This window comes from Sphingomonas sp. BL-S-28, from assembly GCF_055521515.1.
In genome coordinates, this window is sequence record NZ_CM145484.1 from 1,249,076 (window position 1) to 1,274,744 (window position 25,669).

The 25,669-nt window shown below is 64.8% G+C and carries 26 protein-coding genes; 16 read left to right on the forward strand and 10 right to left on the reverse strand.

What is annotated here, in order from left to right:
- Positions 1-12 precede the first annotated feature (12 nt).
- From ACZ1JC_RS14685 to ribA, 7 genes are all read left to right on the forward strand, one after another.
- Positions 13-711, forward strand: coding sequence for a glutathione S-transferase (locus tag ACZ1JC_RS14685; RefSeq protein WP_465136155.1), 699 nt, complete (start codon positions 13-15; stop codon positions 709-711).
- 99 nt (positions 712-810) lie between these two features.
- Complete coding sequence (locus ACZ1JC_RS14690; RefSeq protein ID WP_465136154.1) at positions 811-1,623, forward strand: undecaprenyl-diphosphate phosphatase; 813 nt, start codon at positions 811-813, stop codon at positions 1,621-1,623.
- Between the two features lie 16 nt (positions 1,624-1,639).
- Positions 1,640-2,434 (forward strand): polyphosphate kinase 2, encoded by a 795-nt coding sequence (ppk2, locus tag ACZ1JC_RS14695; protein ID WP_465136153.1) that lies wholly within the window; start codon positions 1,640-1,642, stop codon positions 2,432-2,434.
- Between the two features lie 198 nt (positions 2,435-2,632).
- Positions 2,633-2,800 carry a 50S ribosomal protein L33 gene (rpmG, locus tag ACZ1JC_RS14700; protein ID WP_086490179.1) on the forward strand — a complete coding sequence of 56 codons (168 nt, stop codon included), beginning with the start codon at positions 2,633-2,635 and terminating at the stop codon, positions 2,798-2,800.
- A gap of 75 nt (positions 2,801-2,875) precedes the next feature.
- Positions 2,876-3,532, forward strand: coding sequence for a LolA family protein (locus ACZ1JC_RS14705; protein WP_465136152.1), 657 nt, complete (start codon positions 2,876-2,878; stop codon positions 3,530-3,532).
- Between the two features lie 559 nt (positions 3,533-4,091).
- The gene (xth, locus tag ACZ1JC_RS14710; RefSeq protein WP_465136151.1) at positions 4,092-4,880 is read left to right on the forward strand and encodes an exodeoxyribonuclease III; all 789 of its coding nucleotides are present in this window, start codon (positions 4,092-4,094) and stop codon (positions 4,878-4,880) included.
- A 23-nt stretch (positions 4,881-4,903) separates the two neighbouring features.
- Positions 4,904-5,938: a GTP cyclohydrolase II gene (gene ribA, locus ACZ1JC_RS14715; RefSeq protein ID WP_465136150.1), complete on the forward strand. Its 1,035-nt coding sequence runs from the start codon at positions 4,904-4,906 to the stop codon at positions 5,936-5,938.
- A gap of 144 nt (positions 5,939-6,082) precedes the next feature.
- Here ribA and mgtE read toward each other — a convergent pair whose 3' ends face one another.
- Positions 6,083-7,561: a magnesium transporter gene (gene mgtE, locus ACZ1JC_RS14720; RefSeq protein ID WP_465136149.1), complete on the reverse strand. Its 1,479-nt coding sequence runs from the start codon at positions 7,559-7,561 to the stop codon at positions 6,083-6,085.
- 195 nt (positions 7,562-7,756) lie between these two features.
- On the opposite strand from mgtE, the gene ACZ1JC_RS14725 reads away from it, so the two are divergent.
- Entirely contained in the window at positions 7,757-8,227 is a 471-nt protein-coding gene (locus ACZ1JC_RS14725) for a peptidylprolyl isomerase (protein ID WP_465136148.1), read from the forward strand.
- A gap of 57 nt (positions 8,228-8,284) precedes the next feature.
- Here the strand turns inward: ACZ1JC_RS14725 and ACZ1JC_RS14730 are convergent, their stop codons facing one another.
- On the reverse strand, positions 8,285-8,710 hold the full coding sequence (locus ACZ1JC_RS14730) for a hypothetical protein (protein WP_465136147.1): 426 nt from the start codon (positions 8,708-8,710) through the stop codon (positions 8,285-8,287).
- A gap of 173 nt (positions 8,711-8,883) precedes the next feature.
- Between ACZ1JC_RS14730 and ACZ1JC_RS14735 the strand changes: the two genes are divergently transcribed.
- Complete coding sequence (locus tag ACZ1JC_RS14735; protein ID WP_465136146.1) at positions 8,884-10,566, forward strand: SulP family inorganic anion transporter; 1,683 nt, start codon at positions 8,884-8,886, stop codon at positions 10,564-10,566.
- Positions 10,567-10,727: 161 nt separating this feature from the next.
- Here the strand turns inward: ACZ1JC_RS14735 and ACZ1JC_RS14740 are convergent, their stop codons facing one another.
- The 3 genes from ACZ1JC_RS14740 to ybeY are packed head-to-tail and all read right to left on the reverse strand — an operon-like array spanning position 10,728 to position 13,105.
- Positions 10,728-11,612, reverse strand: coding sequence for a LysR substrate-binding domain-containing protein (locus ACZ1JC_RS14740; RefSeq protein WP_465136145.1), 885 nt, complete (start codon positions 11,610-11,612; stop codon positions 10,728-10,730).
- 55 nt (positions 11,613-11,667) lie between these two features.
- Positions 11,668-12,591, reverse strand: a complete 924-nt coding sequence (locus ACZ1JC_RS14745) for a hemolysin family protein (RefSeq protein WP_465136144.1) — start codon at positions 12,589-12,591, stop codon at positions 11,668-11,670.
- A gap of 22 nt (positions 12,592-12,613) precedes the next feature.
- The gene (ybeY, locus tag ACZ1JC_RS14750; protein WP_465136143.1) at positions 12,614-13,105 is read right to left on the reverse strand and encodes an rRNA maturation RNase YbeY; all 492 of its coding nucleotides are present in this window, start codon (positions 13,103-13,105) and stop codon (positions 12,614-12,616) included.
- A gap of 205 nt (positions 13,106-13,310) precedes the next feature.
- Between ybeY and ACZ1JC_RS14755 the strand changes: the two genes are divergently transcribed.
- Positions 13,311-13,610 carry a GIY-YIG nuclease family protein gene (locus ACZ1JC_RS14755; RefSeq protein ID WP_465136142.1) on the forward strand — a complete coding sequence of 100 codons (300 nt, stop codon included), beginning with the start codon at positions 13,311-13,313 and terminating at the stop codon, positions 13,608-13,610.
- Between the two features lie 148 nt (positions 13,611-13,758).
- Here the strand turns inward: ACZ1JC_RS14755 and ACZ1JC_RS14760 are convergent, their stop codons facing one another.
- A complete protein-coding gene (locus ACZ1JC_RS14760; RefSeq protein ID WP_465136141.1) occupies positions 13,759-14,793 on the reverse strand; it encodes a PhoH family protein in 1,035 nt (344 codons plus the stop codon).
- A gap of 281 nt (positions 14,794-15,074) precedes the next feature.
- On the opposite strand from ACZ1JC_RS14760, the gene ACZ1JC_RS14765 reads away from it, so the two are divergent.
- Positions 15,075-15,524: an RcnB family protein gene (locus ACZ1JC_RS14765; RefSeq protein ID WP_465136140.1), complete on the forward strand. Its 450-nt coding sequence runs from the start codon at positions 15,075-15,077 to the stop codon at positions 15,522-15,524.
- A gap of 199 nt (positions 15,525-15,723) precedes the next feature.
- Positions 15,724-16,332 (forward strand): hypothetical protein, encoded by a 609-nt coding sequence (locus ACZ1JC_RS14770; RefSeq protein WP_465136139.1) that lies wholly within the window; start codon positions 15,724-15,726, stop codon positions 16,330-16,332.
- Positions 16,333-16,335: 3 nt separating this feature from the next.
- Here ACZ1JC_RS14770 and ACZ1JC_RS14775 read toward each other — a convergent pair whose 3' ends face one another.
- Together ACZ1JC_RS14775 and miaB are read right to left on the reverse strand one after the other, a co-directional pair.
- Entirely contained in the window at positions 16,336-17,043 is a 708-nt protein-coding gene (locus tag ACZ1JC_RS14775; RefSeq protein ID WP_465136138.1) for an alpha/beta fold hydrolase, read from the reverse strand.
- On the reverse strand, positions 17,040-18,386 hold the full coding sequence (gene miaB / locus ACZ1JC_RS14780) for a tRNA (N6-isopentenyl adenosine(37)-C2)-methylthiotransferase MiaB (protein ID WP_465136137.1): 1,347 nt from the start codon (positions 18,384-18,386) through the stop codon (positions 17,040-17,042). The genes ACZ1JC_RS14775 and miaB overlap by 4 nt, the downstream gene beginning before the upstream one ends.
- 120 nt (positions 18,387-18,506) lie before the next feature.
- Between miaB and ACZ1JC_RS14785 the strand changes: the two genes are divergently transcribed.
- Positions 18,507-19,724: an amidohydrolase family protein gene (locus ACZ1JC_RS14785; protein ID WP_465136136.1), complete on the forward strand. Its 1,218-nt coding sequence runs from the start codon at positions 18,507-18,509 to the stop codon at positions 19,722-19,724.
- A 6-nt stretch (positions 19,725-19,730) separates the two neighbouring features.
- Here ACZ1JC_RS14785 and ACZ1JC_RS14790 read toward each other — a convergent pair whose 3' ends face one another.
- Both ACZ1JC_RS14790 and ACZ1JC_RS14795 read right to left on the reverse strand, forming a co-directional pair.
- A complete protein-coding gene (locus ACZ1JC_RS14790) occupies positions 19,731-21,296 on the reverse strand; it encodes a hypothetical protein (protein ID WP_465136135.1) in 1,566 nt (521 codons plus the stop codon).
- Between the two features lie 210 nt (positions 21,297-21,506).
- Positions 21,507-22,574, reverse strand: a complete 1,068-nt coding sequence (locus ACZ1JC_RS14795; protein WP_465136134.1) for an RDD family protein — start codon at positions 22,572-22,574, stop codon at positions 21,507-21,509.
- 165 nt (positions 22,575-22,739) lie between these two features.
- On the opposite strand from ACZ1JC_RS14795, the gene ACZ1JC_RS14800 reads away from it, so the two are divergent.
- The 3 genes from ACZ1JC_RS14800 (at position 22,740) to ACZ1JC_RS14810 (ending at position 25,664) form a co-directional block, all read left to right on the forward strand.
- Positions 22,740-22,979, forward strand: coding sequence for a helix-turn-helix domain-containing protein (locus ACZ1JC_RS14800; protein WP_465136133.1), 240 nt, complete (start codon positions 22,740-22,742; stop codon positions 22,977-22,979).
- A 117-nt stretch (positions 22,980-23,096) separates the two neighbouring features.
- Positions 23,097-24,842, forward strand: coding sequence for an arginine--tRNA ligase (gene argS / locus ACZ1JC_RS14805; protein WP_465136132.1), 1,746 nt, complete (start codon positions 23,097-23,099; stop codon positions 24,840-24,842).
- A gap of 3 nt (positions 24,843-24,845) precedes the next feature.
- Complete coding sequence (locus ACZ1JC_RS14810; protein WP_465136131.1) at positions 24,846-25,664, forward strand: SPOR domain-containing protein; 819 nt, start codon at positions 24,846-24,848, stop codon at positions 25,662-25,664.
- Positions 25,665-25,669: the final 5 nt, after the last annotated feature.

Here is a 25,669-nt window from a genome sequence, read left to right on the forward strand (position 1 = left end):
AGGAGAAGCCCGTTGCCCGACTTCGATCTCTATTATTGGCCCGTTCCTTTTCGCGGGCAGTTCATCCGCGGCATCCTGGCCTTCGCGGGCAAGACCTGGGCCGAGCATGACAGCGACGAGATCGGCGCACTGATGGCGAAGGCGCCGGCCGACCAGCCCGTGCCCTTCATGGGCCCGCCAGTGCTGATCGACGGCGCCAGCGGCTTTGCCGTGGCCGAAATGCCGGCGATCGCGCTCTATCTGGGTGAGCGGCTGGACCTCTTGCCGTCCTCCTCAGAGGGCCGCGCACTTTCGATCAAAGTGGTCAACGATGCCAACGACGTGATCGACGAGATCACACTCGACGGCGGGCGCGAGATGTGGACGGAAGAGAAATGGCGCGAATTCGTGCCGCGCCTGCGTCGCTGGATGGAGATTTGGGAGGCGACCGGAAGCGCCCATGGTCTGACGGACGAGGGCGGCACGCTGCTGGGCACCGAAACGCCCGGCGTGGCCGATATCGTCACGGCCATTCTCTGGTCTACGATGGCCGATCGCTTCGCCCCCATTGCCGCGCTGCTGGAAGAGGCCGCGCCGCAGGTGGCGGCACTGGTGCGGCGGATGCAGGACATGCCGCCGCTGGCCGCGCTCGCCCGCGATTCCTGGCGGGACTATGGCGATGCCTATTGCGGCGGGCAGATCGAGAAATCGCTGCGCAAGGTGCTCCTTTAGAGGAAAATACGCCAAGCCGCGTTTTTCCAGCGATTATAGAGGCTCGCTTTCCCCGCACCGGGTTGACTTGGCTCGCCCGTGCGGCATGACCTTGCGCCGATGGACCTTACCCTTACCGCAATCCTCCTCGGCATCGTCGAGGGCGTCACCGAGTTTCTGCCGGTCTCCTCGACCGGGCACCTCATCCTGGCCACCGAACTGTTCGGATACGATGCGTCGCAATGGGCGACGTTCAATATCGTCATCCAGCTGGGCGCGATCCTGGCGGTGATCGTGCAGTTCTGGCGCACCTTCACGGCGGTGGGCGCGGGCCTGCTGCGGCTGGATCCGGTTTCCGTCCGCTTCGTGCGCAACATTCTGCTGGCGTTCCTGCCCTCTGCCGTGCTGGGCCTGCTGCTGAAGCACTATATCGAGGGTCTGCTCGGCCAGCCGATGGTGGTGGCCTGGGCGCTGATCGTCGGCGGCATCGCCATCCTCGGCATCGAGAAGGTGGCCAAGCCCGGTGCGCCGAGCGGTGTTGCCCAGCTTCCGGTCAAGACCTGCCTCGGCGTCGGCCTGGCGCAGTGCCTGGCGATGGTGCCGGGTGTGAGCCGCTCCGGCGCGACGATCATGGGCGCGCTGGCGATGGGCGTGGAGCGCCGCACGGCGGCCGAATTCAGCTTCTTCCTGGCGGTGCCGACGATGCTGGGCGCCACCACGCTGGAACTGCTGGGCGCGCGCCATGAACTGATGGCGGGCACCGGCCCGGTGGGCTGGGGTGAGATCGGCGTGGGCTTCGCGGTCGCCTTCGTGGTGGCGCTGGTCGTCATCAAGGCATTCATGGCTTTCGTAAGCCGTTCGGGCTTTGCGCCTTTTGCGTGGTATCGTATCGTTGCTGGCGCATTGGCGCTGTTCCTGCTTTCGCGGGTCTGAGAAAGGCTGAAGGACCATGGCCGAGGACAAGCAAAAGAAACTCGGCCGCAAGCCCTACGAAAACCTGCTGGAGCCGATGCTCGAGGAACTGGTGGGCATGGCCCGCTGGGCCTCGACCACCGGCGCGCGGCTTGTCGTGCTGTTCGAAGGGCGCGACACCGCGGGCAAGGGCGGGGCGATCAAGGCGGTATCCGGCCAGCTGAACCCCCGCCAGTGCCGCACGGTCGCGCTGGGTGCCCCCAGCGAGCGCGAGCGCGGGCAGTGGTATTTCCAGCGCTATGTCGAGCATCTGCCCAGCCGCGGAGAGATCGTGCTGTTCGATCGCAGCTGGTACAACCGCGCCGGTGTCGAGAAAGTCATGGGCTTCGCCACCGCCGGTGAGGTGAAGCGCTTCCTGGAGCAGGTTCCGGTGTTCGAACGTATGCTGGTCGACGACGGCATCTTGCTGTTCAAGTATTGGCTGACCTGCGATCAGGACAAGCAGGAGGAGCGGCTGAACGAACGGCTGATCGATCCGCTGAAGCGCTGGAAACTCTCTCCCATCGACGTCGCGGCGCGCGAGAAGTACGAGGATTACACCAAGGCGCGCGAGGACATGCTGAAGGCCACGCACAAGAAGCATGCGCCGTGGACGCTGGTGGATTTCAACGATCAGCGCCGTGGCCGCCTGACCCTGGTGCGCGATCTGCTGGACCGGTTGCCCGATACCAAGGTGGATCCTGCAGCGATTCGCATGGAGCGGCTGGCGCACGCCCCCTACAACGAGAAATACGGCGTGCTGAAGCCGATCAAGGACTTCGACGTCGATTGACGCGATCACCGCGCGCGGGGCTTCCGGCTGCCCCCCAACGGTCCAAACTTGCAGCCCCGAATCGCTCGTTGGCCTTGACTCTGGCCGACATCTAAAGCATGGGGCCCAGCCTTGAGGGGCGGTCTCGTACCGCCTCTATGCTTTTTCAACGATGCCGGCCTGCCAGGGCGGCTGAAACGAGAGAATTAGGAAACCGCCATGGCGAAGCCCGCAACCGTCAAGATCCGTCTTGTCTCGACCGCCGACACCGGCTTCTTCTACGTCACCAAGAAGAACCCGCGCAACACGACCGAGAAGATGACCTTCCGCAAGTACGACCCGGTCGTGCGCAAGCACGTCGAGTTCAAGGAAGCCAAGATCAAGTAATTCGCTGGTTCCGATGCGAATCGGAACCGAAGCGCTTCAGGTGCGGTTCAAGGCTGTGAACCCAATGGGAGGCTTATGACCCGCACCTTCAAGATCTTTCGCTCTTGCGTAGGCGCGGCCACTTTGGCCGCGCTTTCCGTTCCTGCCCTCCTTCCGGCCAGCCCTGCGCTCGCGGCATCGCCCGCAGAGCAGCAGCAGCTCGATTCCGCAGTGGCCGCGCTGCGCGCGATCACCACGCTGAAGGCCGATTTCGTGCAGACCGACCGCAATGGCCAGTCGGTCAGCGGCCAGCTCACGCTCGCCCGGCCGGGCCGGATCCGCTTCCAGTACGAGAAGAGCGCGCGCATGCTCATCGTTGGCGACGGCAAGGCGCTGACGATGATCGACTATGCCGTGAATCAAGTGCAGCGCTGGCCGATCGGCAACAGCCCGCTGGGCGCGCTGCTCGATCCCAAGCGCGACGTGGCCAAGTTCGGCACCGTGCGCCCCACCGGCAATCCCAATGTGATCTCGGTGGAAGTGCGCGATCGTTCGCACCCCGAATACGGCGTGATCACCCTGATCTTCACGCGCAAGGCCTCTGCCCCCGGCGGGCTTGAGCTGTCCTACTGGGTGGCGCTCGATTCGCAGAATCAGCGCACCACGATCGCGCTTTCGAACCACCGGTACGGCGTTCCGGTGACGGACAACGATTTCCGCTTCAACGATCCCCGCCCGCGCAACCGTCGCTGAACCGAGTCGGAAAGGCTTGGCGGATTTCATCTATACGGGAAAACGCTTGGCCGAGTTTTGACCGCCCTTAGCGACAAACTGTGACAGTTTCTTTCAGCCCGTTCACTTGGCAGAAAGCCAAGAGCACCTAGATAGGAATGGTCAGAACGGTTCGAGGCGGGTTTCCCCCCTGTTGCCCACGCCTCCTGAGTGAACCGCTCTGATATTAGCGTGACGAACGCTTACAGGAACCCTCGGTCCTCTGCCCCCGGACCGAGGGTTTTTGTTTTTTCGGGTCGCCTTTTCCGCCCGGCGGGGCTGCGAACACTACCGCTCTGCGCTTCCGGTGCTCACGGCCATTCAGGCCGCTCCGCTCCGGTTCTCGATCGGCAGCATTCTCGCTCCCGCCGGACGGAAAATTCGATCCGAAAAACGCAAACGCTGCTTGAGCCGTCCGAAATCAAAAACTACCGTCGCCCCGCGAAGGCGGGGGCCCCGCTTCCTTTTTTCTTTGCCCAACCGCACCGGCGCCCACGTGCACCTCTGGCAATTCGCGGGTGGCATCCCTAAAGCCAAGGCCATGAAAATTGCCACCTGGAACATCAATTCGGTCCGCCTGCGTCTCGATCAGGTAGAGCGTTTCCTTACCGAGCAGGCCCCCGACGTCCTCTGCCTTCAGGAGATCAAGGTCGCCGAGCATCTCTTCCCGCATGAGATGTTCGAACGCCTGGGCTACACCCACCGCGCGATCCATGGGCAGAAGGGCTATCACGGCGTCGCCACCGTCTCGAAAGTGCCCTTCACCGAATTCAGCCGCCACGACTGGCAGGACAATGGCGAGGCCCGCCATGTCGGCGTCGAACTGCAAGGCGCAGGGCAGGGCCTGATCCTCGAAAACGTCTACATCCCCGCCGGCGGCGACATCGCCGATCGCACGGTCAATCCCAAGTTCGGCCAGAAGCTGGACTTTCTTGAACGCATGACGCGCTGGGCGGACAAGATCGACCGGCCCACGCTGATCGTCGGCGACTTCAACATCGCCCCGCTGGCATCGGACGTCTACGACCACAAGGCGCTGCTCAAGGTCGTCAGCCACACCCCGATCGAGGTGGAGACGCTCACCCGCTTTCAGGACGCGCATGGCTGGGTCGACCTCGGCCGCCAGTTCATCCCGGCGCCGGAGCGCAATTACTCCTGGTGGTCCTACCGCAGCTACTGGCGCCAGAAGGATCAGGGGCGCCGTCTGGACCACATGTGGGCCTCGCCCGACCTCGCCAAGCAGGCGCGCGCGCACAGCTTCGTGGAGGAAACCCGGCGCTGGGAGCAGCCGAGCGACCACATTCCGCTGATCTCCGAGTTCGAACTCTGAGCGGGCAGGGCTCCTCCCGCCGCGTGGCGCTGGCGCTGGATGCGCTGCGCCATGGCTGGCCGATCCGGGTGGGCGAGCATTCCATACTCCTGCCCGCCGAGACCGGCTTCGCGCCGGGCGTGACGGCACCGCGCATGCTGATCTCCGCCGCCCGGGCGGTGACCTTGAAGCTGGCCAACCAGCGCGAGGCGGCCGTGCCGGAAGCGCCGGTGCTGATCCGCGCGGCAGAGCCTTTCGATCTGGCCGCCGCGCGCGCCATTGCCGATCCCGCGCTCGATCTGGTCCATCCGATGAAAGGCCCTTTCGCGGCCGAACATATCGACGATGGCGAGGCCGCGCGCACGGCGATGGAACTGGCCCGGCTCGCCGGTATCCTGCCCGCTTTCCTTGTCGCGCCGGAGCCGGTGGGTGAGGCGCAGCAGGTTTCGGCCGAAGATCTGGCCGCGTGGAAGGAAGTGGGCAACCTCGTGATCGCCTCCCGCGCCCGGCTGCCTGTCGCGGCGGCGGAGGATGCCGAGATCGTCGCCTTCCGTGCGCTGGACGACTTGCGCGAACATGTCGCGCTGGTGATCGGCACGCAGGACGGCGACCGCGCGCCGCTGGTACGGCTCCATTCCGAATGCCTGACCGGCGACATCCTCGGCAGCCTGAAGTGCGACTGCGGCCCGCAGCTGGACGCGGCGCTGCGGGCGATGGCGGATGAGGCGGCGAACGGCGGCTGGGGCGTGCTGCTCTATCTTCGGCAGGAAGGGCGGGGCATCGGCCTCGTCAACAAGCTGCGCGCCTATCAGTTGCAGGATCAGGGCTTCGATACGGTGGACGCCAACAACCGCCTTGGCCTGCCGACCGAGGCGCGCGACTTCCCGGTCGCGGCGCGGATGCTGCAGCTGCTGGGCGTCCACGCGATCCGGCTGATGACCAACAACCCGGCCAAAGTCGCCGCGCTGGAAGGCGTGGGTGTGACCGTGGCCGAGCGCGTGCCGCATAAGCTGCCGCCGAACCCGCACAATGCCCGCTACCTCGACACCAAGCGGGATCGCACGGGGCATATTCTCTAAACTGCCGTCGATCCTCCCCTGCAAGGGGAGGTGGCATCGCGCAGCGATGACGGAGGGGTGTCATGCTATCGAGAGGGCGATACCCCTCCACCGCCTGCGGCGGTCCCCCTCCCCTTGCAGGGGAGGATCGACGGGCGGCCAGCCTCAGGCCAGCCCGGTCAGCACTGCGAGGCCGAGGAACGAGAAGAAGCCCATCGTATCCGTCGCCGTCGTCACGAACACGGCCGAAGAGACGGCGGGGTCGATACGGAAGCGGTCGAGCGTGACGGGGACGAGGATGCCGGCGAGGCCTGCGGTCAGGTTGTTCACCACCATGGCGGTCGCGATCACCGCGCCCAGCAGGGGGTTCTGGAACAGCAGCCATGTGCCCGTACCGATCAGCGCCCCCAGGGCGAAGCCGTTGGTCAGCGCGATCCTGAGTTCGCGGAAGATCATGCGCACGGTGTTGGAATCGGTCAGCTGGTTGGTGGCGATGGCGCGCACCACCACGGCCAGCGTCTGGGTGCCGGCATTGCCGCCCATGCCCGAAACGATCGGCATCAGCACCGCCAAGATGGCGAACTTGGCGATTGCCCCCTGGAACAGCCCGACCACCGATGACGCGATCATCGCCGTGCCCAGGTTCACCACCAGCCACGCCAAACGCGTGCGCACGGTGACCAGGATCGGCTCGTTGATGTCTCCATCGCCGGCGCCGGACAGGCGCAGGATATCCTCGCTCGCCTCTTCCTGAATGATGTGGACGATATCGTCGACGGTGATCTGGCCGATCAGCCGCCCGGCGTCGTCCACCACCGCGGCGGAGATCAGTGCGTATTTCTGGAAGCGCAGTGCGACTTCTTCCTGATCCATGTCCACCGGGATCAGCGTCTGGTCGCGCGACATCACATCGTAGAGCGGGATGTTGCGCGGGGTGCGCAGGATCCACGAGAGCGCGCAAGTGCCGATAGGGCGGTGCATCGGATCGACGATGAACACTTCCCAGAACTCGGTGGGCAGCTCGCGATGTTCGCGCAGGAAATCGATGAGGTCGCCCACCGTCATGGATTCGGGCACCGCGACGAAATCGCGGCTCATCAGGCGGCCGGCGGATTCCTCGGGGTAGGACAGCGCCGATTCGATGGCGGCGCGGTCTTCTGGCTCCATCTCGGCCAGGACGGCCTGCTGGTCTTCCTTGTCGAGGTCTTCCAGCATGGCGACGGCGTCGTCGGTATCCAGCTGCTCGGCGATTTCGGCGACGACTTCGGCGGGCAGCGCCTCCATCAGCGCCTCGCGCACCCAGTCGTTGAGTTCCGCGATCACCTCGACGCTCATCAAGTCGCGGATGGCGCGGGCCAGGTCCAAGCGTTCGCGTTCGTCGAACAGCTCGAAAAGGTCGGCGATGTCGGCCGGATGGAGCGGCTCGACAAGGTCGTAGACCCGCTCGAAATCCTCATCGTGCAGCGCGTCCTTCACGCTGCGCACGAATTCGGACTTCAGGTGGTTGTCCTCGTCCAGGCTTTCGGATTCCTTGCCGGAATCTTTGCCCGAATCCTTGTGGCTTTCGGTCTCGGAATCGGAAGCGCCGTCCTGCACGTCGAACGCGCGATCCTTCAGCTCTTCGTCGATATCCGGTTCCGTCATGATGGCCGGTCTACGCGCCAATTTCGCAATTGCAACAGGGGCAAGCGGCAGGGGCAAAGCTCGGCGCGAAAAATGATGGTTACAGCGCCCCTTCCGATGCCCGGCGCGTGACTTTGCCATGATCTGCCCTATATCGGGGGCCAAGCCAGTGCCGCCGGATGCAAAAGAATGGTGGCGGACAACAGGAGACTATCGATGGCCGACGAATTTCTGACCCTCACTCTGGACACCGGCAACGGCGAAGGCGGCGACGTCAAGATCAAGCTGCGTCCCGACCTGGCCCCCGGCCACGTTGAGCGCATCAAGGAACTGGTGGGCGAGGGCTTCTACGACGGCATCAAGTTCCACCGCGTGATCCCGGGCTTCATGGCGCAGGGCGGCTGCCCCAACGGCACCGGCATGGGCGGTTCGGACAAGCCGGACCTGCAGGCCGAATTCAACGCCGAACCGCACGTGCGCGGCGTCTGCTCGATGGCCCGCACCAGCTATCCGCACTCGGCCAACAGCCAGTTCTTCATCTGCTTCGACGATGCACGCTTCCTCGACAAGCAGTACACCGTGTGGGGCCAGGTGGTCGAAGGCATGGAAAACGTCGACGCGCTGCCCAAGGGCGAGCCGCCGCGTGAGCCTGGCAAGATCGTGAAGGCGACCGTTTCGGAAGGCTGATCCTTTCCGGACGCCTGAAGGTATGAAAGGGCGGCTCCGCAAGGGGCCGCCCTTTTTTCATTTGTCCGGTGCCGGAACAGGATTGGCCCCATGGCCGGGCAAGGGGGTGAGCAGTCTGAAACCCTCGCTGCAGGTGCCTCGGTTATTTCGGCAATCCAATAGGTTGTCGATCCTGTCCCGAACCGCTTCAAGCCGTGCGCAGGGTAGCCCCATCTCCGTTTCCAGCACCAATTGTGGCCTCGGATCGTAGCCGCGCGTGGCCTTTAGCATCTGGTCCAGAACCGCATCTGATACAGGTGAGCCGTTCCAATACGCCTTGCCGTGCTGATCGAGGGTCAATCGATTGTAGATTGCTTCGGGCCCTGTCTCGTCGGGCATGGACCAATAGCTGCGGGGCGCCGTGCACGCGATTGGCTGTTTCCGGGAGCAGCCGGGCAGGGCGATCGCCACCAGCAGGACCGGGGCGAGAAACAGATGTCTCATCGATTTCAGGCTATCACGCCCACGCCCTTGTTCAAGACTCTGCTGGAAAAGGAAATTCCGGCAATATTGCACCCAGGGCCAGGCATGACCTGCTTGCGATCATGGAGCATTGCCCTGCCGAACGCGGGATAGTCTGTATATCCATCGCCGCCGGTACCGCGCATTCATGCGGGATGAGCGCGGGGACTTTTCCAGACGACAACGGATCGCAGGGCAAGTGGCGCAGGCTGGGGCGTGAACCGATCGCGGGGCTGATCGCGGCGGTGGTCGCGATCCCCGATGGCCTTGCGGCGGCAGCGATGGTTGGGGTCAATCCCGTGCTGGGGCTCTATACCGGTGCGATCGCGCCGGCCGTGGGCGGCGCGTTCGTCAGCACCCAGCGCCTGCTGATCAGTGCCACCAGCGCATCGGCCATTGCTGCGGCGGAGGCGCTGTCCGCCTATCCCGCTGCGCTTCGGGCGCAGGCATTGACCGCGCTGGTGCTGCTGATCGGCGGGTTTCTGGTCTTGCTGGGGCTGCTGAGGGCCGGGCGGCCGGTGCGCTTCGTCTCGCACGCGGTGATGACCGGCTTTCTGCTCGGCGTGGCGGCGGCGCTGGTGCTGGACCAGTTGCCGCAACTGCTGGGCTATCACCCGCCGCCGGGCAATCTGGTGATGCAGACGGTGGCGCTGTTCGCCCATCTCGATGCCATCGTGCCGAAGGCGGCGGCGATCGGCGGACTGGCGCTGGCGATCCTGCTGTTGCTCCGCCCCACGCGGCTGGGCAACTGGGCGCCGCTGATCGCGCTGCTGGTGCCCACGGTGCTGCTGGCGTGGCTAGGCTGGAGCGATGTGGCGACGGTGGGCCGGCAAGGGGAGAGCGGCTTGCCGCTGCCGCAGATCCCGCATCTTGCCATCGTGACCCCGCAGCTTGCCGGAACGGCGCTGGCGATCGCGCTGGTGATCGCGGTGCAGGGGGCGGGCGTAAGCCAGGGGGCGTTCAATCTTGACGGTTCGAAGCCGAACGTCTCGCGCGACATGATCGCGCAAGGCGCCGCCAATCTCGCCGGCAGCCTGTTCGGCACGATCCCCGCAGGCGGCTCGGTGGGGCAGACCGCGCTCAATATCAGCCTTGGCGCGCGCAGCCGTTGGGCGGCGATATTCTCAGGGCTCTGGATGCTGGTCTTCGTGGTGCTTATCCCGCATCTGGTGGCGAAAGTGCCGATGCCGGTCTTGGCCGCTTTGATGGTAGTGGCGGGGATCGGCGCGCTCAACTGGCGTGAGGGGCTGAGCGTCTGGCGCGTGGGCGGCGGCGCGCGCTGGGCCATCGTGGTGACGTTCGCGGCAACCCTGCTCACCTCGATCCCCAATGCCGTGGCGGTAGGCGTGGCGGTGACGGTGGTGACTTTCCTGCTCTCCGCCGCGTCGGACATCTCGCTTGCCGCACTGACCCACCAGAGCGACGGCGGCATTCGCGAGGATGCCCCGCCGGCGCGCCTGCCTTCGCACGCTGTCACCATACTGGAAGTGCGCGGCAGCCTGTTCTTCGCCGGCGCGCGCACGCTGGGCGAAAAGCTGCCCGATCCCGCGCAGGCGATCGCGCCCGTGGCGATCCTGCGGCTGCGCGGCTACAGCCCGGCCGGGGCGACCTTCATCGAAGTGCTGGACCGCTATGCCGATGAGATCGCCGGGGCCGGCGGGGCGCTCTACCTGAGCGGCGTAGGCCCGGCGCTGGCGGACCAATTGAACCGAGCCGGCAAGTTGGACCTTGGCGGCTCGGTTCACATTATCGGCGCGACGCCCCTGTTGGGAGCATCCACAAGGGCCGCCGCCGCCGAAGCGCTGGCTTGGCTGGCGGCCCATCCTGCACGGAAGTGAGGTTTTTGAGCCCGTTTGAAAAATGCCCGCAGGGGCATTTTTGAGGCGGCACCGGCCCACTCCCCCACCCTACCACCCATTGGTAGTATCCTGCGGGTGGTAGGGTGGGGGAGTGGGCCGGTGCCGCAAAATTCGCATTTCGCGAATTTTCAAACGGTCTCTTAGAGCCCCGCCTGCAGCAGCCACTCGTGGAAGATGCGCACCGGGCGGCTTTCCAGCGCCTTGGGCTTGCACACGAACCAGTAGCGGTAGGGGCTTTCGACATCGACGTCGAACAGCCGGGCCAGACGGTTGTCGTGGCTGCGGCGGAAGTGATCGTCGTGCATGATGGCGATGCCAAGGCCCTGCGCCGCCGCTTCCAGCACCAGCTGGCCGGAATCGAAACGGTCTACCGAGGCCGGCTCCAGCTTGGTCATGCCCATCGCCTGCTTCCAGGCGTCCAGGCTTTCGGGCAGGTCCTGATGGATCAGGAAGGTCTGCTTGGACAGGATGCCTTCGTCCGGCACGGTGCCGATCTCGGCCGCCATTTCCTTGGAGGTGATGGCATAGACCTTGTTGTGGTCCAGCTGGATCCGGTAATAGGCCGGGTCCGGCTCCTTGGCGAGGATGATGGCGGCGTCCAGCGTGTCGCCCACGCGGTCTTCAAGATGCGTGCCGGTATCAATGTCGATATGCAGGCGCGGGTGCAGCTTGCGCAGTTCGGGCAGGCGCGGGAACAGGCGCTGGCCGCCGAACAGCGAGGGCACGCCAAGGTGCAGGCGCAGGACCTGGCCACGGTCGATCTGCGATTCTACCGCTTCGGCCAGTTCTTCCAGCTTCGGGCCGACCACGTTGTAGAAGGCCATGCCCTCATCGGTCAGCTTCATCGACTGGTGTTGGCGCGTGAACAGGCGCTTGCCGGTGAAATCCTCCAGCGCGGCGACGCGGCGCGAGAGGGCGGAGGGGGAAAGCGCCAGTTCGTTTGCCGCCGCCTTGGCAGAACCAAGGCGGACGACGCGGACGAAGGCTTCAAGTGCGCGCAGCGGGGGGAGACGGCGTACTGGCAATGTCCAAGTCTTTTCTTTTTTGAGTACGACGTGGCCGGAATGGCGGCGCCGGAAGCTACTCGGGTTGGTCTTCCGCCTGTTCGGATGGCGGGTGGAGCCGAAGCCTCGTCACGCGCCGTTCGTCGCCGTCGGTGACCTCGATCCGCCAGCCGCTGTCATGCTCAAGGATGGTGCCAACTTCGGGAACGCCGCCGGCCAGCACGAAGGCCAGCCCACCCAGCGTATCCACCGCTTCCTCGACTTCGGCGAGGCGCGGGTCGATCCGTTCCGCCACATCCTCAAGCTCGACACGGGCGTCGGCGTCCCAGATACCGCCCTCTTGCGAAATTAGCAACTCTTCGGGGGCGTCATCGTGCTCATCCTCGATGTTGCCCACGATTTCCTCGACCAGATCCTCGATCGTGATGATCCCATCGGTGCCGGAATACTCGTCGATGACGACGGCCAGGTGCGTGCGCTGGGCGCGCATGTCAACCAGCACGTCCAGCGCGCCGCGTGCCTGCGGCACGTAGAGCGGCTGGCGCAGCAGGGTGCACCAATCCTCGGGCGGCTGTTCGCCGCGCGCCAGGATCGGGAACACGTCCTTGATGTGGATCATGCCCTTGATGGCGTCCAGCGAGTCCCCGTAAACCGGCATGCGGCTGTGGCCATGCTCGGCAAAGGCCTCCACCACGTCGGCCCATTTGGCCGATGCGGGAATCGCCACGATCTCGCTGCGCGGCACTGCCACGTCGTCCGCATCGTGCTCGCTGAAGTGCAGCAGATTGCGCAGCATCTGCCGTTCCAGCGGCGAAAGGTCGCCGTTCGCGGCGCTCGCCTCATCGGCGTCGCCTTCGTGTTCGTTGATGACGCCTTCGATCTGCGCGCGCAGGGATTGATCGACGTCGTTCTGGAAAAGTCGCCGGATTACACGCCATAGCGTGCCGGTACTGTCCCCATCTCCCGAGCCGGACTCGGTGTGGCGGCCATTGTCGGCCATCGTGCTTGGTTACCCCTGAGGTTTAAGTGCGGTCCCCATATGGGTCGGGAATGCCGATCAGGGCAAGAGCCTTTGTTTCCAGCGCTTCCATCGCCTCCGCATCGGCGTCTGAAATCTCGTGATCCAGCCCGGCCAGATGGAGCAAGCCGTGGATGATCAGGTGGGTGGCGTGGTTCTCTACCGAAATGCCCTTTTCCGCCGCCTCACGCGTGCAGGTCTCGGCCGCGAGCGCCAGGTCGCCCAGCATCTCCGGCGGCCCGTCTTCGGCAAGCGCCAGCAGGTCGGCGCGTTCCAGCATCGGGAAGGAGAGCACGTTGGTCGGCTTGTCCTTGGCCCGCCATTCACGGTTGAGCACGTGGACTTCCTCGTCCGAAGTGAACAGCAGGCTGGTGATCAGCCGCGGGTTGTCCAGTTCCGGCGCCACTTCGACCAGCGCTTCCAGCGCGCGTTCGGCAAGGTCGGCCCAGTCGGTTTCGGCGGGCCAGGGGGCTTCGATGTCGATTTCGAGATCCATCGGGGCGCTTTACGCCCGGTTGCGCGCGGGGTCGAGCCGTGTGGTGGGAGAAAAGGAAGCGGGATCCCCGCCTTCGCGGGGATGACGGGAAAGGGATGGCGGGGGTTTAATTGGCGGGCCGTCGTTTCGGCAGCCTAGGTTTGCAAATCAAACCTCGTCGCCCCCGCGAAGGCGGGGGCCCCGCTTTTCTTTCGGAGCCATCGACATGGAGAAAGGCGGTTGGCTCTACATGACCAGCGACCGCTATCGCGGCGGCATCTACACCGGTGTAACCGCACATCTCCAGCGCCGCGTCTGGCAGCATCGCGAGGGCACAGGCTCCGTCTTCGTGCGCGAATACGGCTTTACGCGGCTGGTCTACGCCGAACGGTATGACGCAATTGACGACGCCATTCGCCGCGAAAAGGCGGTCAAGAAATGGCGGCGGGAGTGGAAGATCCGGTTGATCGAAACCATGAACCCCGACTGGGAGGACATGTTCGATCGGCTGGGTGGGGTGCTGTAACGCAAGAAAAGCGGGGCCCCCGCCTTCGCGGGGGCGACGGTATCTTATTGGGAGATCTCTCGTTTGGAAGCGAGCGCGCCACAGGGTAACGCCAACCCAACAAACCCACGTCGTCCCCGCGGAGGCGGGGACCCCGCTTAATTCCTTCTCACCCAGCCTCGTACTGGCTAAGCGGCCCCTCGTAAGCCTCGACGATCCGCCCGACTATCGGGTGGCGCACCACGTCGGCCACGGTGAACCGCGTCACGTCGATGCCGTCCACGCCTTCCAGCCGATTTACCGCGTCGGCCAACCCGCTCATGCGGTCGCCGCCGGGGATGTCGACCTGTCGGGGGTCGCCGCAGACGACCATGCGGCTGTTCTGGCCGAAGCGGGTGAGGAACATCTTCATCTGTTCGCGCGTGGTGTTCTGCGCTTCGTCGAGGATGACGAAAGCATCGGCGAGCGTGCGGCCGCGCATGAAGGCGATCGGCGCGATCTCGATCTCGCCGCTGGCCAGACGGCGTTCCACCTGTTCGGGCGGCATGCAGTCGTAAAGCGCGTCGTAGAGCGGGCGCAGATAGGGGTCGACCTTGTCCTTCATGTCGCCGGGCAGGAAGCCCAGCTTCTCGCCCGCTTCCACGGCCGGGCGGGAGAGGATCAGGCGCTGGACCGAACCGGTCATCAGCTGCGAAACCGCCTGCGCCACCGCAAGATAGGTCTTGCCGGTGCCTGCCGGGCCGAGGGCAAAGATCACGTCCGAACGGGCCAGCGCGCGCATATATTCGATCTGCGTGGGGGAACGCGGCACGATCGTCTTGCGGCGGGTGCGGATCATGATCGGCGGCGTGCCGGCATCGCCGCTGATGATGCCTTCCAGCGTCGGTTCGGATGACATCGCGATCAGCGATTCGATGGCGCCGGAATCGAGGTCCTGGCCCATTTCCAAACGGTGATACATGCCTTTGAGAGTGTCGCGTGCGCGGGCCACGGCGTCTTCCGGTCCTTCGATCTGGATACGGTTGCCGCGCGCCGAGATATAGACGCCGAGCCGGTTTTCGACCTGTACGAGATTGGAATCGAATTGGCCGAACACGGCTCCCAGCAGCGTCTGTTCGTCGAACTCGACTTCGGTACGCGCCCGACGTTGGCTTTCGGGGCGGAACTGCGCCGGATCTCCGGCACGGGCTGCTTTACGGGCCATGCGCTCCTTTCAGGTGAGGATGCTTCTTTCGTCCTGCCTTGAAGATGGCTCCGCACATCGCGCCGCGCAAGGCGGGCCTATACGAAAGTTGCCCGCTTCACGGTGGATAATCCGGCTTTCCGGCGCGGTTTGAACGGTTTGTCGCAAGCCGGCGACACTTCTGACCGATTCCTGAAGGACTTATTGCAACCCCGTTCAGCCACGGGGGTTCAAACATGAACTCACCCCAAGGGCCACTCGGGTCGCCCGAAAGAAGGTGAGCCGAATCAAGGAGAAATAGAATGCGCAAGATCATCATGGCAGTGCTGGCGGCAAGCGTTGCAGTTCCCAGCGTGGCTATCCCCACCATGGCGTCGGCCCAGTCCATGCGTGAAGTCCGGCAGGACCAGCGCGAGATCAATCGCGACGTGCGCCGCGGCGACTACCGCGAGGCGCGCGAGGATCGCCGCGAGCGTAACGAGGATTGGCGCGACTATCGCCGCGCGCACCGCAACGACTATCACCGCCCGGCCTATCAGGGCCCGCGTGGCTACGCCTATCGCCCGGTCGCCGTCGGCTACCGTTTCCAGCCGGCCTATTACAACAACCGGTACTGGGTGAACGACTACGCCCGCTATCGCCTGCCGGCGCCGAACGCCGGTCACCGCTGGGTCCGTTACGGCAATGATGTCGTCATGGTGAACATGCGGAGCGGCCGCGTTGCCACCGTCTTCAATGGCTTCTTCTGGTAAGGGTCGACCCCAACAGGAGATAGCCCCCGCCGCCCGGCGGGTCGCGGGAGGGGTTCCGGAGCGTGAGGCGCCGGAACCCCTCTTCACATGTGCCTCTTTCGTCTCGTCCATACGGATCACGTCGGCGCAAGATGGGTACCGCCACCTATGCGACAGGCCGATCTTGCGGGCACTGCGCCACTGCGGCTAGCCTATCCCTATGACAAAACGTGCTTCCACCAGGTTTGATTCCGTCAAGGCGCTGCGCACCGCTCCGGCCGTGCTGGCTGTCGCCGCGCTCGCGCTTTCGCTCGCCGCCTGCAAGAAGGACGCGGCTCCACCCGAAGTGGCCGCCACCGCCAGCGAGACTTCGGAAGCCACCGAAGTGGCGGAGATGAGCGTGGAGGACTGGATCCGCACCAATTACAAGGATGCGGTCTCCAGCGATCTGGGCACCCTGCAATATGCGACGGCGGAAGTCGATTTGGACGGGGACGGCACCGCCGAAACACTGGCCTATCTGGGCGGGCCGATGATGTGCGGCACCGGCGGCTGCAACCTGCTGGTGCTGAAGCGCGATAACGGCGGCTTCAAGAAGGTGGGCGAAGTCAGCGTGGTACAGCTTCCCGTCGGCGTGCTGGACAGCAAGAGCCACGGCTGGCGCGATCTGGCGGTTACCGTATCCGGCGGCGGCATGCCCGAAGGCATGAAGCGGCTGCCGTTCGACGGCAAGGTCTATCCCGAAAACGCCACCGTGCAGCCCGCCAGCGATTCGGACACCATCGGCAAGGAACTGATCTCCGCAGACGACCTCAAGCCGTTCGAATGACAGTTACCGTATAAGCCAGCGCCGGAAGGCGGCATTGACCGCCTCCGGCTGCTCCATCGGCGCCATGTGCCCGGCGTCGGCGATCAGTTCGTAGACTGCCCCCGCCAGAGGCTGCGTCAACGCCTGCACCATTTCTTCGGCAAGGCGCGGCGGGGTGAGGGCGTCCACGTCGCCCACCATGACCATCGCCGGAACCGTTACGGTGCCCAAAGTCTCCAGCGAATCTTCGCGGTCGATGATGGCGGCCTGCTGGTCCATGTAGGTGCCGAAACCGACGCGCAGGGCCATCTGTACGACCTCCTCGAACAGCGGCTCGGGACAGTCCGGCGCGACCAGCTGGCGCAGCGACCCGCGCAGCACATGCTCGAACCCGCGCGAACGGGCGGTGGCGATGGCGGCGCGGCGCAGCGCGGCCTGCTCCTCGGTATCGGCGCGGGCATTGGTATCGACGAGGGCGAGGCGGATCACCCGCTCCGGCGCGCGGCGCCACACTTCCATCGCGACATAGCCACCCATCGAGAAGCCGGCGATGGCGAACCGTTCCGGCGCGGCGTCCAGCACGCGGCTGGCCATCAGCGCAATCGAATCGTCCTTCAGCGTATCGCCAATGGTGATGTCCGCGATGTCCGCCAGCCCGGCGACTTGCGCCTGCCAGACGTGGCGGTCGCAGGACAGTCCTGGAACGAGAACCAGCGCTTCCCGGTCGCTCACGCGGCGACCGGGCTCAGCAACCGCGCGGAGATCGAGTTGGCGATGGCCTCGCTCAGTTCCACGGTGACCAGATCGCCGATCGCCACCTCACCCGTGAAGTGAACCGATTGCAGCCAGGGCGACTTGCCCACCCATTGCCCCGGATGCTTGCCCTTGCGCTCCACCAGCACTTCGCAGGTCTTGCCTACCGAAGCCGTGTTGAAGGCAAACTGGTCGCGCAGCAGCGCGGCCTGAAGACGCTGGAGACGCTCGTCCATTACGGCGACGGGGATCTGGTCCGCCATCGTCGCGGCGGGCGTGCCGGCGCGGGGGCTGTACTTGAAGCTGAAGCACTGGGCATAGCCGACCGTATCGACCAGCGAGAGCGTATCTTCGAACTCGGCATCGGTCTCACCGGGGAAGCCGACGATGAAGTCGCCCGAAAGCGCGATATCCGGCCGCACCGCGCGTACGCGGTCCAGGATCTTCAGATAGCTTTCGGCCGTGTGGCTGCGGTTCATCGCCTTCAGCACGCGGTCGCTCCCTGCCTGCACCGGCAGATGGAGGAACGGCATCAGCTTCGCCACTTCGCCATGCGCGGCGATCAGCCCCTCGGTCATGTCGTTGGGGTGGCTGGTGGTGTAGCGGATGCGGGCGAGATCGGGAATCTCGGCCAGTTCGCGGATCAGCCCGTCCAGGCCGACCTTGCGGCCCTTGGCATCCTCTCCATACCAGGCATTCACATTCTGCCCGAGCAGCGTGATCTCCCGCGCGCCGGCATCGACCAGCCGCTTGGCCTCGTCGATCAGGTCGGCATGCGGGCGCGAAACCTCGGCGCCGCGCGTATAGGGCACGACGCAATAAGTGCAGAACTTGTCGCAGCCTTCCTGCACGGTGAGGAAGGCCGCCGGACCGGAGCGGCGACGGCGGGGGAGCGCGTCGAACTTGGTTTCCGCCGGCATGTCGGTATCGGTGACGCGCTTGCCCTCGGTCGCCTCGCGGATCATGTCCGGCAGGCGGTGATAGGCCTGCGGGCCCACCACCATCTTCACCGCCGGGGCGCGGGCCATGATCTCGTCCCCTTCCGCCTGCGCGACGCAGCCGGCGACCGCGATCAGCGGCGCGGAGCCATCGTCGCGGCGCCAATCCTTCACGATCCGGCCGATGTCGGAATAGACCTTTTCCGCTGCCTTTTCGCGGATATGGCAGGTGTTGAGCACGACAAGATCGGCCTCTTCGCCTTCCGGCGCGGCGGTGATGCCCTGCTCGGCCAGCAGTTCGGCCATACGCTCGCCATCATAGACGTTCATCTGGCAGCCGAAGCTCTTGACGCGGTAGGTCTTGGGAATCTGGGTGGAGCGCATGACCGGCCCGATACACGCGTTTCGGGCGGTTTTGAAGGGGGAGGGCGCAGGCCTTGCGCCGGGCCGCGCATTGCGCTCCATTGCGCGCCGGTCGCGGTGCGGCGACTGAAGGGGGTGTGCATGAAAAGGCTGGCAGTGGTCGCGGCGTGTCTGGCTGCGATAGGTTTGGGCGAACCGGCTGTTGCGGACGATTTCGCGATCGTCGGCGCGCGGGTCTACGCCGATCCGCAGGCGAAAGCGCTGGACGACAGCGTGGTGATCGTCCGCGATGGCCGCATCGCTGCCGTTGGCCCGCGCGCGAAACTGGCGGTGCCGCAAGGGATGCGGCAGGTTTCAGCTACCGGACGCACGCTCGTTGCCGGGTTCTGGAACAGCCATGTCCATCTGATGACGCATGACCTGCTCCACCCCGAGGCGGCCGATCCCGCCAAGCTGGAGGGGCAACTGCGCGACATGTTCACGCGCTGGGGCTTCACCACCGTGTTCGACCTTGCCTCCAGCACCGCCAGCGCCACCACGCTGCGGCGGATGATCGGGGAGGGCAAGATCGCCGGCCCCCAGATCCTGACGGTGGGCGATCCGTTTTTCCCGAAGGACGGCACCCCGGTCTACGCCCGCCCGGTCTACGAGGCGGAGCACATCGCCATCCCCGAAATCCGCTCGACCCCCGAAGCCGTCGCGCGGCTGGACCGGCAGGCACGGGAAGGCGTGGACGGCGTGAAACTGTTCACCGGCGCGATCCTGGGCGAAGACGAAGTCATGGTCATGCCCGCCGACCAGATCCGTGCGCTGACGGCGGAGGCGCACCGCCATCATCTGCCGGTCTTCGCCCATCCCACCAATCGCGCGGGGCTGGATGCGGCGGTGGAGAACGGCGTCGACGTGCTCGCCCACAGCGCGCCGCTCGCCGGCCCCTGGGATGCCGCGCAAGTCAGCAAGCTGGTGAAGAAGCATGTCGCGCTGGTGCCGACGATGATGCTGTTCGAGGTCTATCCGGCGGAGGCCACGCCGGTGTCCGGCGTGGTCCAGCAGGTCCGCGCGCTGAGCGAGGGCGGCGGCGATGTGCTGTTCGGCACCGACGCCGGCTTCATGGATGTGTTCGACCCCAGCGCCGAATATCGGCTGATGGCGCAGGCGATGGACTGGCGCCACGTGCTGGCGGCGCTGACCGTTACCCCCGCCCGCCGCTTCGGCCAGTCCGCCCAACGCGGCCGCATCGCGCGCGGCTTCGCGGCCGACATGGTGCTGCTCGACGGCGATCCGGCGGTGGACGCCGCAGCCTTCGCAAAAGTGGCGATGACAATCCGCGCGGGAGAAGTGCTGTCCCGCGCGGAATAAGCAGGGTCAGTCCGCGCCCGCCATGACGGCGGCCGCCCCGTCGCCCTTCCAGTTCGGGTCGGCATCTATCCGGGCGACGACGGCGCGGGCGGCCTTGCTCATGCCGCTCTCGTGCGGGTCGTTGGCGACCGGCAGCAGCACGATCCGCGCGTCGCGCATCTGCCCGCGGGCCAGAAAGGCCTGGCCCAGATTCATGCGCAGGCCCATGTCGAAAGGCGCCAGTTCCATCGCCCTGATCAGACCGGAGAGCGCCAGATCGGTGGGCTTCTTACCCTGTTCCACAAAGCTGCGGTAAAAGTAGATCAGCGGGATCGGATTGTCGTTCTCGATATGATTGAGCTTCACGAACGGGGCAACCGCCTTGGCATAGGCGGCCTGCTTGTCATCCGCGTCATGTGCCAGGCGGAACAGGGCATAGCCCTTCTGCACATAGGCGTTCACTCTGGCAGGGTCGATCGCGAGCGCTGCGTCGGCTGCGGCGACGGCTTCCTTGTCGTGCCTGGCGTCGAATTCGGCTTCGGCCAATTCGGAAAGCACCATGGCATCGTGGGGATATTCGGCGGCGACGGAGCGGGCCAATGCCACCACTGTGTCGGCCTCCTCACGTGAAGTGATGCCTCGTTTGGAGCGGACAATTACCGGCATGACGGCAGCCTCGCCGGGGGTAAGCCGGCGCAGCTTCACCGTGCCGATCTTCAACAGTGAGGGGGAGAACTTCAGCGTCGCCATTTTGTTGGCTGCCAGATAGCGATCGAGCGCCCGTTCCAGTTCCTTGAAATCGCCGAAAGCTTCCAGCCCGGCTTCGCGCTGGTCTTTGCCGGCGTCCAGCAGGTTAAGATACTTATCAAGCTGGCCTTTGCGCGACGGTTCGAAGGTGAGGTAGTGATAAAGCAGCCAGCTCTTGCCGTAGAACGCATCGAAACCGTAATTCTTGTGCTTTTCATACTCCGCCGGATCGAGCAGTTCGGACGCCCTGACGTCCGCTGCCCCGTACAGTTCGCCCGCGCGGTGCTGGGCGGGGCGGCCCAACCAGACGCTGCCGTCCGGATCGAAGCGGCTGGAAGCAAAGAATTCGGCCGCCCCCTCGTTGAACCAGCGCGGCCGCGCCGTCGAATTCGCTGAAATCAGGAAATGATGCGCATATTCGTGCAGCAGCGCGATCATGGAAAAATCCAGCTGGCCATTGCTCGTCTGGATATCGGAAACGACCGCCATCGATCCGCCCGCGTAAGGAAAGTAGAATCCCGCGACGTTGTTGCTGGATTTCTTGTCTTCCTCGACGCCGCGATAGAGCGCGCGCACCGCGGTTTCGTTGCGCACGACATAGACCGTGACCCGATTGGACGGGCTAGGTACCGGCTCGTCGGAGCGGAGCGCCAGCGCCATGGCCGCCTGATAGCTTTCCAGCTGATTGGCGAAACGCTTCACTTCGCTTTCGTTGTCCTGCGCGTAGATGACGAAATGATCGCTCGATGCTTCGATCCAGGCGGCATGAGCCAACCCCGGCGAAATCAGGCTGCCCGAGATCAGCGCCGGAATCGACGCAAGCTGCTTCCACAATTTCCGATGCATGTAAGTGCCCCATTCCCCCATTCGCTGTCCGATTATGGCAACACGGGCGGATTGGCTAAGGAATTGTTATGACGACGGTCGAGGCTAGCCGCGTCGCGCAACGGGCGCGGCAGAGCAACGCCGGGAATGGCGATGATTTTCAGGATCGCGTGGGGGTTAAAACTCTGCAATCGCCCGTTGAGCTTGCCTATGGCTCTTGTCTGGCGCGAGTCAGCAATCCGACCAATGAATCTCAAACACCAATGGCTTGCTGTCGTCCGGCATGTGATAGACGTAGCGGTATGACCCCCGCAAATCTCGCATGAGCGCGATCATATTGGGATTTGCGCAAGCCTGCGGGCGGATCTGTTCAGCCCAGAGTTTGCTGAAAGTCTCATCGGATGCCTCTCGGCGAGTGATGGTGTAGAAATTCGTGATCTCGCGCCCATTGGCTTCCGCTCGGTCGAATCGAGTGGTGCCGTTCACCATCTTCGAGGGGATTTGAGCTGCTGCCGTTTTCAGCCGTTCTGCGATCGGATCGGCGCCGTCGCCAGCTGAGCCGGGAACGACCACAGGAGGTGGGGGCACAGGAGGTGGGGGCACTGCCGGAACGGGGACCGAGAGGGGCGGTGCAACGGGATTATTGGATCTCGCAATAGTGTCTTCTACGGGAATGACCTGGGTGCGCAGGACGGCGCCGGGGGGATTCAGTTCGTGTGTAATGAATGAATTTACAAGGCGAATGAACAGGAACGACAGGGCGACGAGCACTGTCCGATTGGTGCTGCCGCGGACATTGTAAACACGCGTGCCGAGAGCCTCGTCCCAAGGCGTCTGCAGTCCCCGTGTTAGGCGTTCGTGATTCATGAAATAGGTGATGAGGCAGATAAACGGAATGCCCAGGGCGAGGCCCACAATATAGAGGCGGATATTTCGGTTCAGCGCAGTCTGGAAGTTGAGGCGCCGGCCGCTTGGCCATTCAACCCGAATTCCGGCAATGCTGCGACCAATCGTTGTTCCAAAGATCGTCAGAATGAGCGCGTCGATAATCATGGCGACGGGAAAGAGGACCAAACCAAGTCCGGAGGAGATCGCCGTGCCTTTTGAACCCAAGGTATCGTAAAGGTCGGGGAGGAGTACGGCGACAAATAGCGTTAGTCCCGTGATCTCGATGGATAGGTCAAGAAGCCTCGACCAGAAACGGGCCCAAGGATTGGCTTCTTCACGATCATCAACTTCCAGAAATTCGTCGTCAAAGTGCTCATCTCGGAATTCGGAATCTTCGGTGAACAGCGACATGGGTTACCCTATTGATGGTCGTATTGTGGTTATAGGCTATGGAATGACCCGTTAAGCTGCGTGGTCGCGGCTTATTTTCCGATCCAATGGTTCGAAAACCACCTCTCCGCGCCTTTCCGCCCAACCATTTTCCTACACCCGCCCCGCCGCGATACCCTGCGCGCCATGACCCAGCCCCGCACCCGTCGCCTCAATTTCCAGTATCGCTGGACCCGATCCAAGGCGCTCGCCTTTCTCTACGCCTTGCGTGATGGCCGCTCGGTCGCGGCGGCGGCGCGGGAGGTGGGGATGAGCCGGCAATCGGCCTATCGCCTGCGCGAGCGGCTGGGGGAGGGTTTTGCCGAGGTTTGGGATGAAGCGCAGCACCTGGCCGCGATCTACAAGGTGACACTTGAGGGCCGATAAGGTGACACTTCGCCGCAAGGTGACGGTTTTTGCCCTGGACCGTGTCAACTGTGTCAACCGGCCTGTCACCTTGCAGCCTGTTTCCCTTTTGCCGCACTTCGGCTATCCGCGCGCGTCATGAGCGATAACCAGACCCTTTACGCCGCCTTCGCAGGCCACCTCAACGCCGCGCTTGATGCGCTTGAAGCAGCCGGCACGCTGCCCGGCGGGCTGAAGCGAAGCGCGATCACGGTCGAGCCGCCGCGCGATGCCTCGCACGGCGACCTGTCGACCAATGCGGCGATGGTCCTGTCCAAGCCCGCCGGCCTGAAGCCGCGCGATCTGGCAGAAGCGCTGGTGGCGGAACTGTCGAAGCTCGATTCGGTGACTTCGGCAGAGATCGCCGGCCCCGGCTTTATCAACCTGCGCCTCTCGGCCGCGGCATGGCTGGCCGAACTGCGCGCCATCGCGGCGCTGGGCGGCGACTATGGCCGCTCGACCGTCGGCGGCGGCATGACCGTGAACATCGAATATGTCTCGGCCAACCCGACCGGCCCGATGCACATGGGCCACTGCCGCGGCGCGGTGGTCGGCGATGCGCTGGCGACGCTGCTCGAATATGCCGGGCACAAGGTCATCAAGGAATACTACGTCAACGACGCCGGCGCTCAGGTGCAGGTGCTCGCCCGTTCGGCCCACGTGCGTTACCGTGAGGCGCTGGGGGAAGACGTCGGCGCGATCCCCGAGGGGCTGTACCCGGGCGACTATCTGGTGCCGGTGGGCCAGCAGCTCGCTGCCGAATTCGGCGACAAGTACGCCAAGGCGCCCGAATCGGAATGGCTGACGCTGTTCCGTGAAAAGGCCGTCGCCGCGATGTTGGTGATGATCAAGCAGGACCTTGGCCTGCTGGGCATCCACCACGACCTGTTCTCTTCGGAAGCCGAACTTCAGGCTTCGGGCAAGCCGGACGAGGCCGAAGCGTGGCTGCGCGCGAAGGGCCTCGTCTACGACGGCGTGCTCGAAGCCCCCAAGGGCAAGACGCCCGAGGACTGGGAGCCGGTGGAACTGCCGCTGTTCAAGTCGACTGCGTTCGGCGACGATCAGGACCGCCCGATCAAGAAGTCGGACGGCACTTGGACCTACTTCGGCGCCGACCTTGCCTACCACTTCCAGAAGGCCCAGACCGCCGACGCGCTCGTCGACATCTGGGGCGCGGACCACGCGGGCACCGTCAAGCGCATCAAGGCCGCCGTCGCCGCCATGACCGGCGCCGATGGAGAGCCGACGCCGTTCGAGATCAAGCTGGTCCAGATGGTCCAGCTGCTGCGCGATGGCGAGCCGGTGAAGATGTCCAAGCGTTCGGGCAACTTCGTCACGCTGGCCGAAGTCGTCACCGAAGTGGGCAAGGACGTGGTGCGCTTCACCATGCTGACCCGCAAGCCGGAAGCGCAGATGGACTTCGACTTCGCCAAGGTGGTGGAAGCATCGAAGGACAACCCGGTGTTCTACGTGCAGTACGCCAATGCCCGCGTCCACTCGACGCTGCGCAAGGGCGCCGGCGAAGGTTTCGCACCCGCTTCGGATCATCTCGAAGCGCTGGGCGAGGAAGAGCTGGAGCTGGTCAAGCTGGCCGCGCAGTTCCCGCGCATCGTCGAAGCTGCTGCGGCCGCGCGTGAGCCGCACCGCATCGCCTTCTTCCTGGGCGACATGGCCGCCGCGTTCCATGGTTACTGGAACCTGGGCAATGACCGCGTGGAAAAGCGCTTTATTAACGCCGAAGATGGTAACCTGACTTCCGCGCGGCTTTTCCTGGCCGCGCAGATCGGGCAGATTGTGCGCAACGGCCTGGCGCTGCTTGGCGTCGAAGCCGTGGAGGAAATGTAATCGATGATGGGTTGGGGTGACGATCGGGACGAACCGCGCGGTAATGCCGGTGAGGGCGCCTTCGGTGAAGGTGAACGCGATGCGTCCCGTTCCGCCGCGCAGAGCTATGAGCGGCCGGCGCAGCTCAACCTGGGCGACGAGGATGTGCGCCTGCCCTGGCTGGAAGGCGAGGACGAGGAGTTCGAACCGCAGCGGGGCGGCGGCACCAGCCAGACGGCGCTGCTGGTGGTGCTGGCGCTTGTCGCCATCGGCGCCATCGTCGGCGGCGTATTCTGGGCCACGCGGCACAAGGGCGACGAGCCGCTGGTCGCCAGCGGCGGCGTGATCGAAGCGCCGAAGGAACCGTACAAGGTCCGTCCCGAGAATCCGGGCGGCGATGTCGTTGCCGGCACCGGAGACACCAGCTTTGCCGTTGCCGAAGGGCAGAGCCGCACGCCGCAGATCGGCCAGGGCCAGCCCGACGCGCCGGCTCCGGGCTTCGATTCGAATGCGAAGGCCCCCGCCGTTGCGGACAAGCCTGCCGATAAGGCCAGCGCCAAGCCCGCGGCGACCGCCACTCCGGCCGCGAAGCCGGAGCCGGTCGTTTCCGGGGTGGGCGTGCAGGTCGGCGCTTATGCCAACAAGGCCGCGGCCGAGGCCGGCTGGGCCACGCTGAAGGTGCAGTATCCGGCGCTTTCGGGCGTCAGCCACCGCGTGGTTGAGGGCCAGGCCGATATCGGCAAGGTTTTCCGCCTTCAGGCCGTTCCCGGCGATCTCGCGGCGGCGAGGGCGCTCTGCTCCGGCATGAAATCGGCCGGGCTTGGGTGCCAGGTCAAGCAGTGACGATA

Excerpts from the sequence above, each read along its gene's own strand:
- ACZ1JC_RS14690 (WP_465136154.1), top strand. The coding sequence starts at position 811 with ATGGACCTTACCCTTACCGCAATCCTCCTCGGCATCGTCGAGGGCGTC.
- ppk2 (WP_465136153.1), top strand. The coding sequence starts at position 1,640 with ATGGCCGAGGACAAGCAAAAGAAACTCGGCCGCAAGCCCTACGAAAAC.
- rpmG (WP_086490179.1), top strand. The coding sequence starts at position 2,633 with ATGGCGAAGCCCGCAACCGTCAAGATCCGTCTTGTCTCGACCGCCGAC.
- ACZ1JC_RS14705 (WP_465136152.1), top strand. The coding sequence starts at position 2,876 with ATGACCCGCACCTTCAAGATCTTTCGCTCTTGCGTAGGCGCGGCCACT.
- xth (WP_465136151.1), top strand. The coding sequence starts at position 4,092 with ATGAAAATTGCCACCTGGAACATCAATTCGGTCCGCCTGCGTCTCGAT.
- mgtE (WP_465136149.1), bottom strand. The coding sequence starts at position 7,561 with ATGACGGAACCGGATATCGACGAAGAGCTGAAGGATCGCGCGTTCGAC.
- ACZ1JC_RS14725 (WP_465136148.1), top strand. The coding sequence starts at position 7,757 with ATGGCCGACGAATTTCTGACCCTCACTCTGGACACCGGCAACGGCGAA.
- ACZ1JC_RS14730 (WP_465136147.1), bottom strand. The coding sequence starts at position 8,710 with ATGAGACATCTGTTTCTCGCCCCGGTCCTGCTGGTGGCGATCGCCCTG.
- ACZ1JC_RS14735 (WP_465136146.1), top strand. The coding sequence starts at position 8,884 with ATGAGCGCGGGGACTTTTCCAGACGACAACGGATCGCAGGGCAAGTGG.
- ACZ1JC_RS14745 (WP_465136144.1), bottom strand. The coding sequence starts at position 12,591 with ATGGCCGACAATGGCCGCCACACCGAGTCCGGCTCGGGAGATGGGGAC.
- ybeY (WP_465136143.1), bottom strand. The coding sequence starts at position 13,105 with ATGGATCTCGAAATCGACATCGAAGCCCCCTGGCCCGCCGAAACCGAC.
- ACZ1JC_RS14755 (WP_465136142.1), top strand. The coding sequence starts at position 13,311 with ATGGAGAAAGGCGGTTGGCTCTACATGACCAGCGACCGCTATCGCGGC.
- ACZ1JC_RS14760 (WP_465136141.1), bottom strand. The coding sequence starts at position 14,793 with ATGGCCCGTAAAGCAGCCCGTGCCGGAGATCCGGCGCAGTTCCGCCCC.
- ACZ1JC_RS14765 (WP_465136140.1), top strand. The coding sequence starts at position 15,075 with ATGCGCAAGATCATCATGGCAGTGCTGGCGGCAAGCGTTGCAGTTCCC.
- ACZ1JC_RS14770 (WP_465136139.1), top strand. The coding sequence starts at position 15,724 with ATGACAAAACGTGCTTCCACCAGGTTTGATTCCGTCAAGGCGCTGCGC.
- miaB (WP_465136137.1), bottom strand. The coding sequence starts at position 18,386 with ATGCGCTCCACCCAGATTCCCAAGACCTACCGCGTCAAGAGCTTCGGC.
- ACZ1JC_RS14785 (WP_465136136.1), top strand. The coding sequence starts at position 18,507 with ATGAAAAGGCTGGCAGTGGTCGCGGCGTGTCTGGCTGCGATAGGTTTG.
- ACZ1JC_RS14790 (WP_465136135.1), bottom strand. The coding sequence starts at position 21,296 with ATGCATCGGAAATTGTGGAAGCAGCTTGCGTCGATTCCGGCGCTGATC.
- ACZ1JC_RS14795 (WP_465136134.1), bottom strand. The coding sequence starts at position 22,574 with ATGTCGCTGTTCACCGAAGATTCCGAATTCCGAGATGAGCACTTTGAC.
- ACZ1JC_RS14800 (WP_465136133.1), top strand. The coding sequence starts at position 22,740 with ATGACCCAGCCCCGCACCCGTCGCCTCAATTTCCAGTATCGCTGGACC.
- argS (WP_465136132.1), top strand. The coding sequence starts at position 23,097 with ATGAGCGATAACCAGACCCTTTACGCCGCCTTCGCAGGCCACCTCAAC.
- ACZ1JC_RS14810 (WP_465136131.1), top strand. The coding sequence starts at position 24,846 with ATGATGGGTTGGGGTGACGATCGGGACGAACCGCGCGGTAATGCCGGT.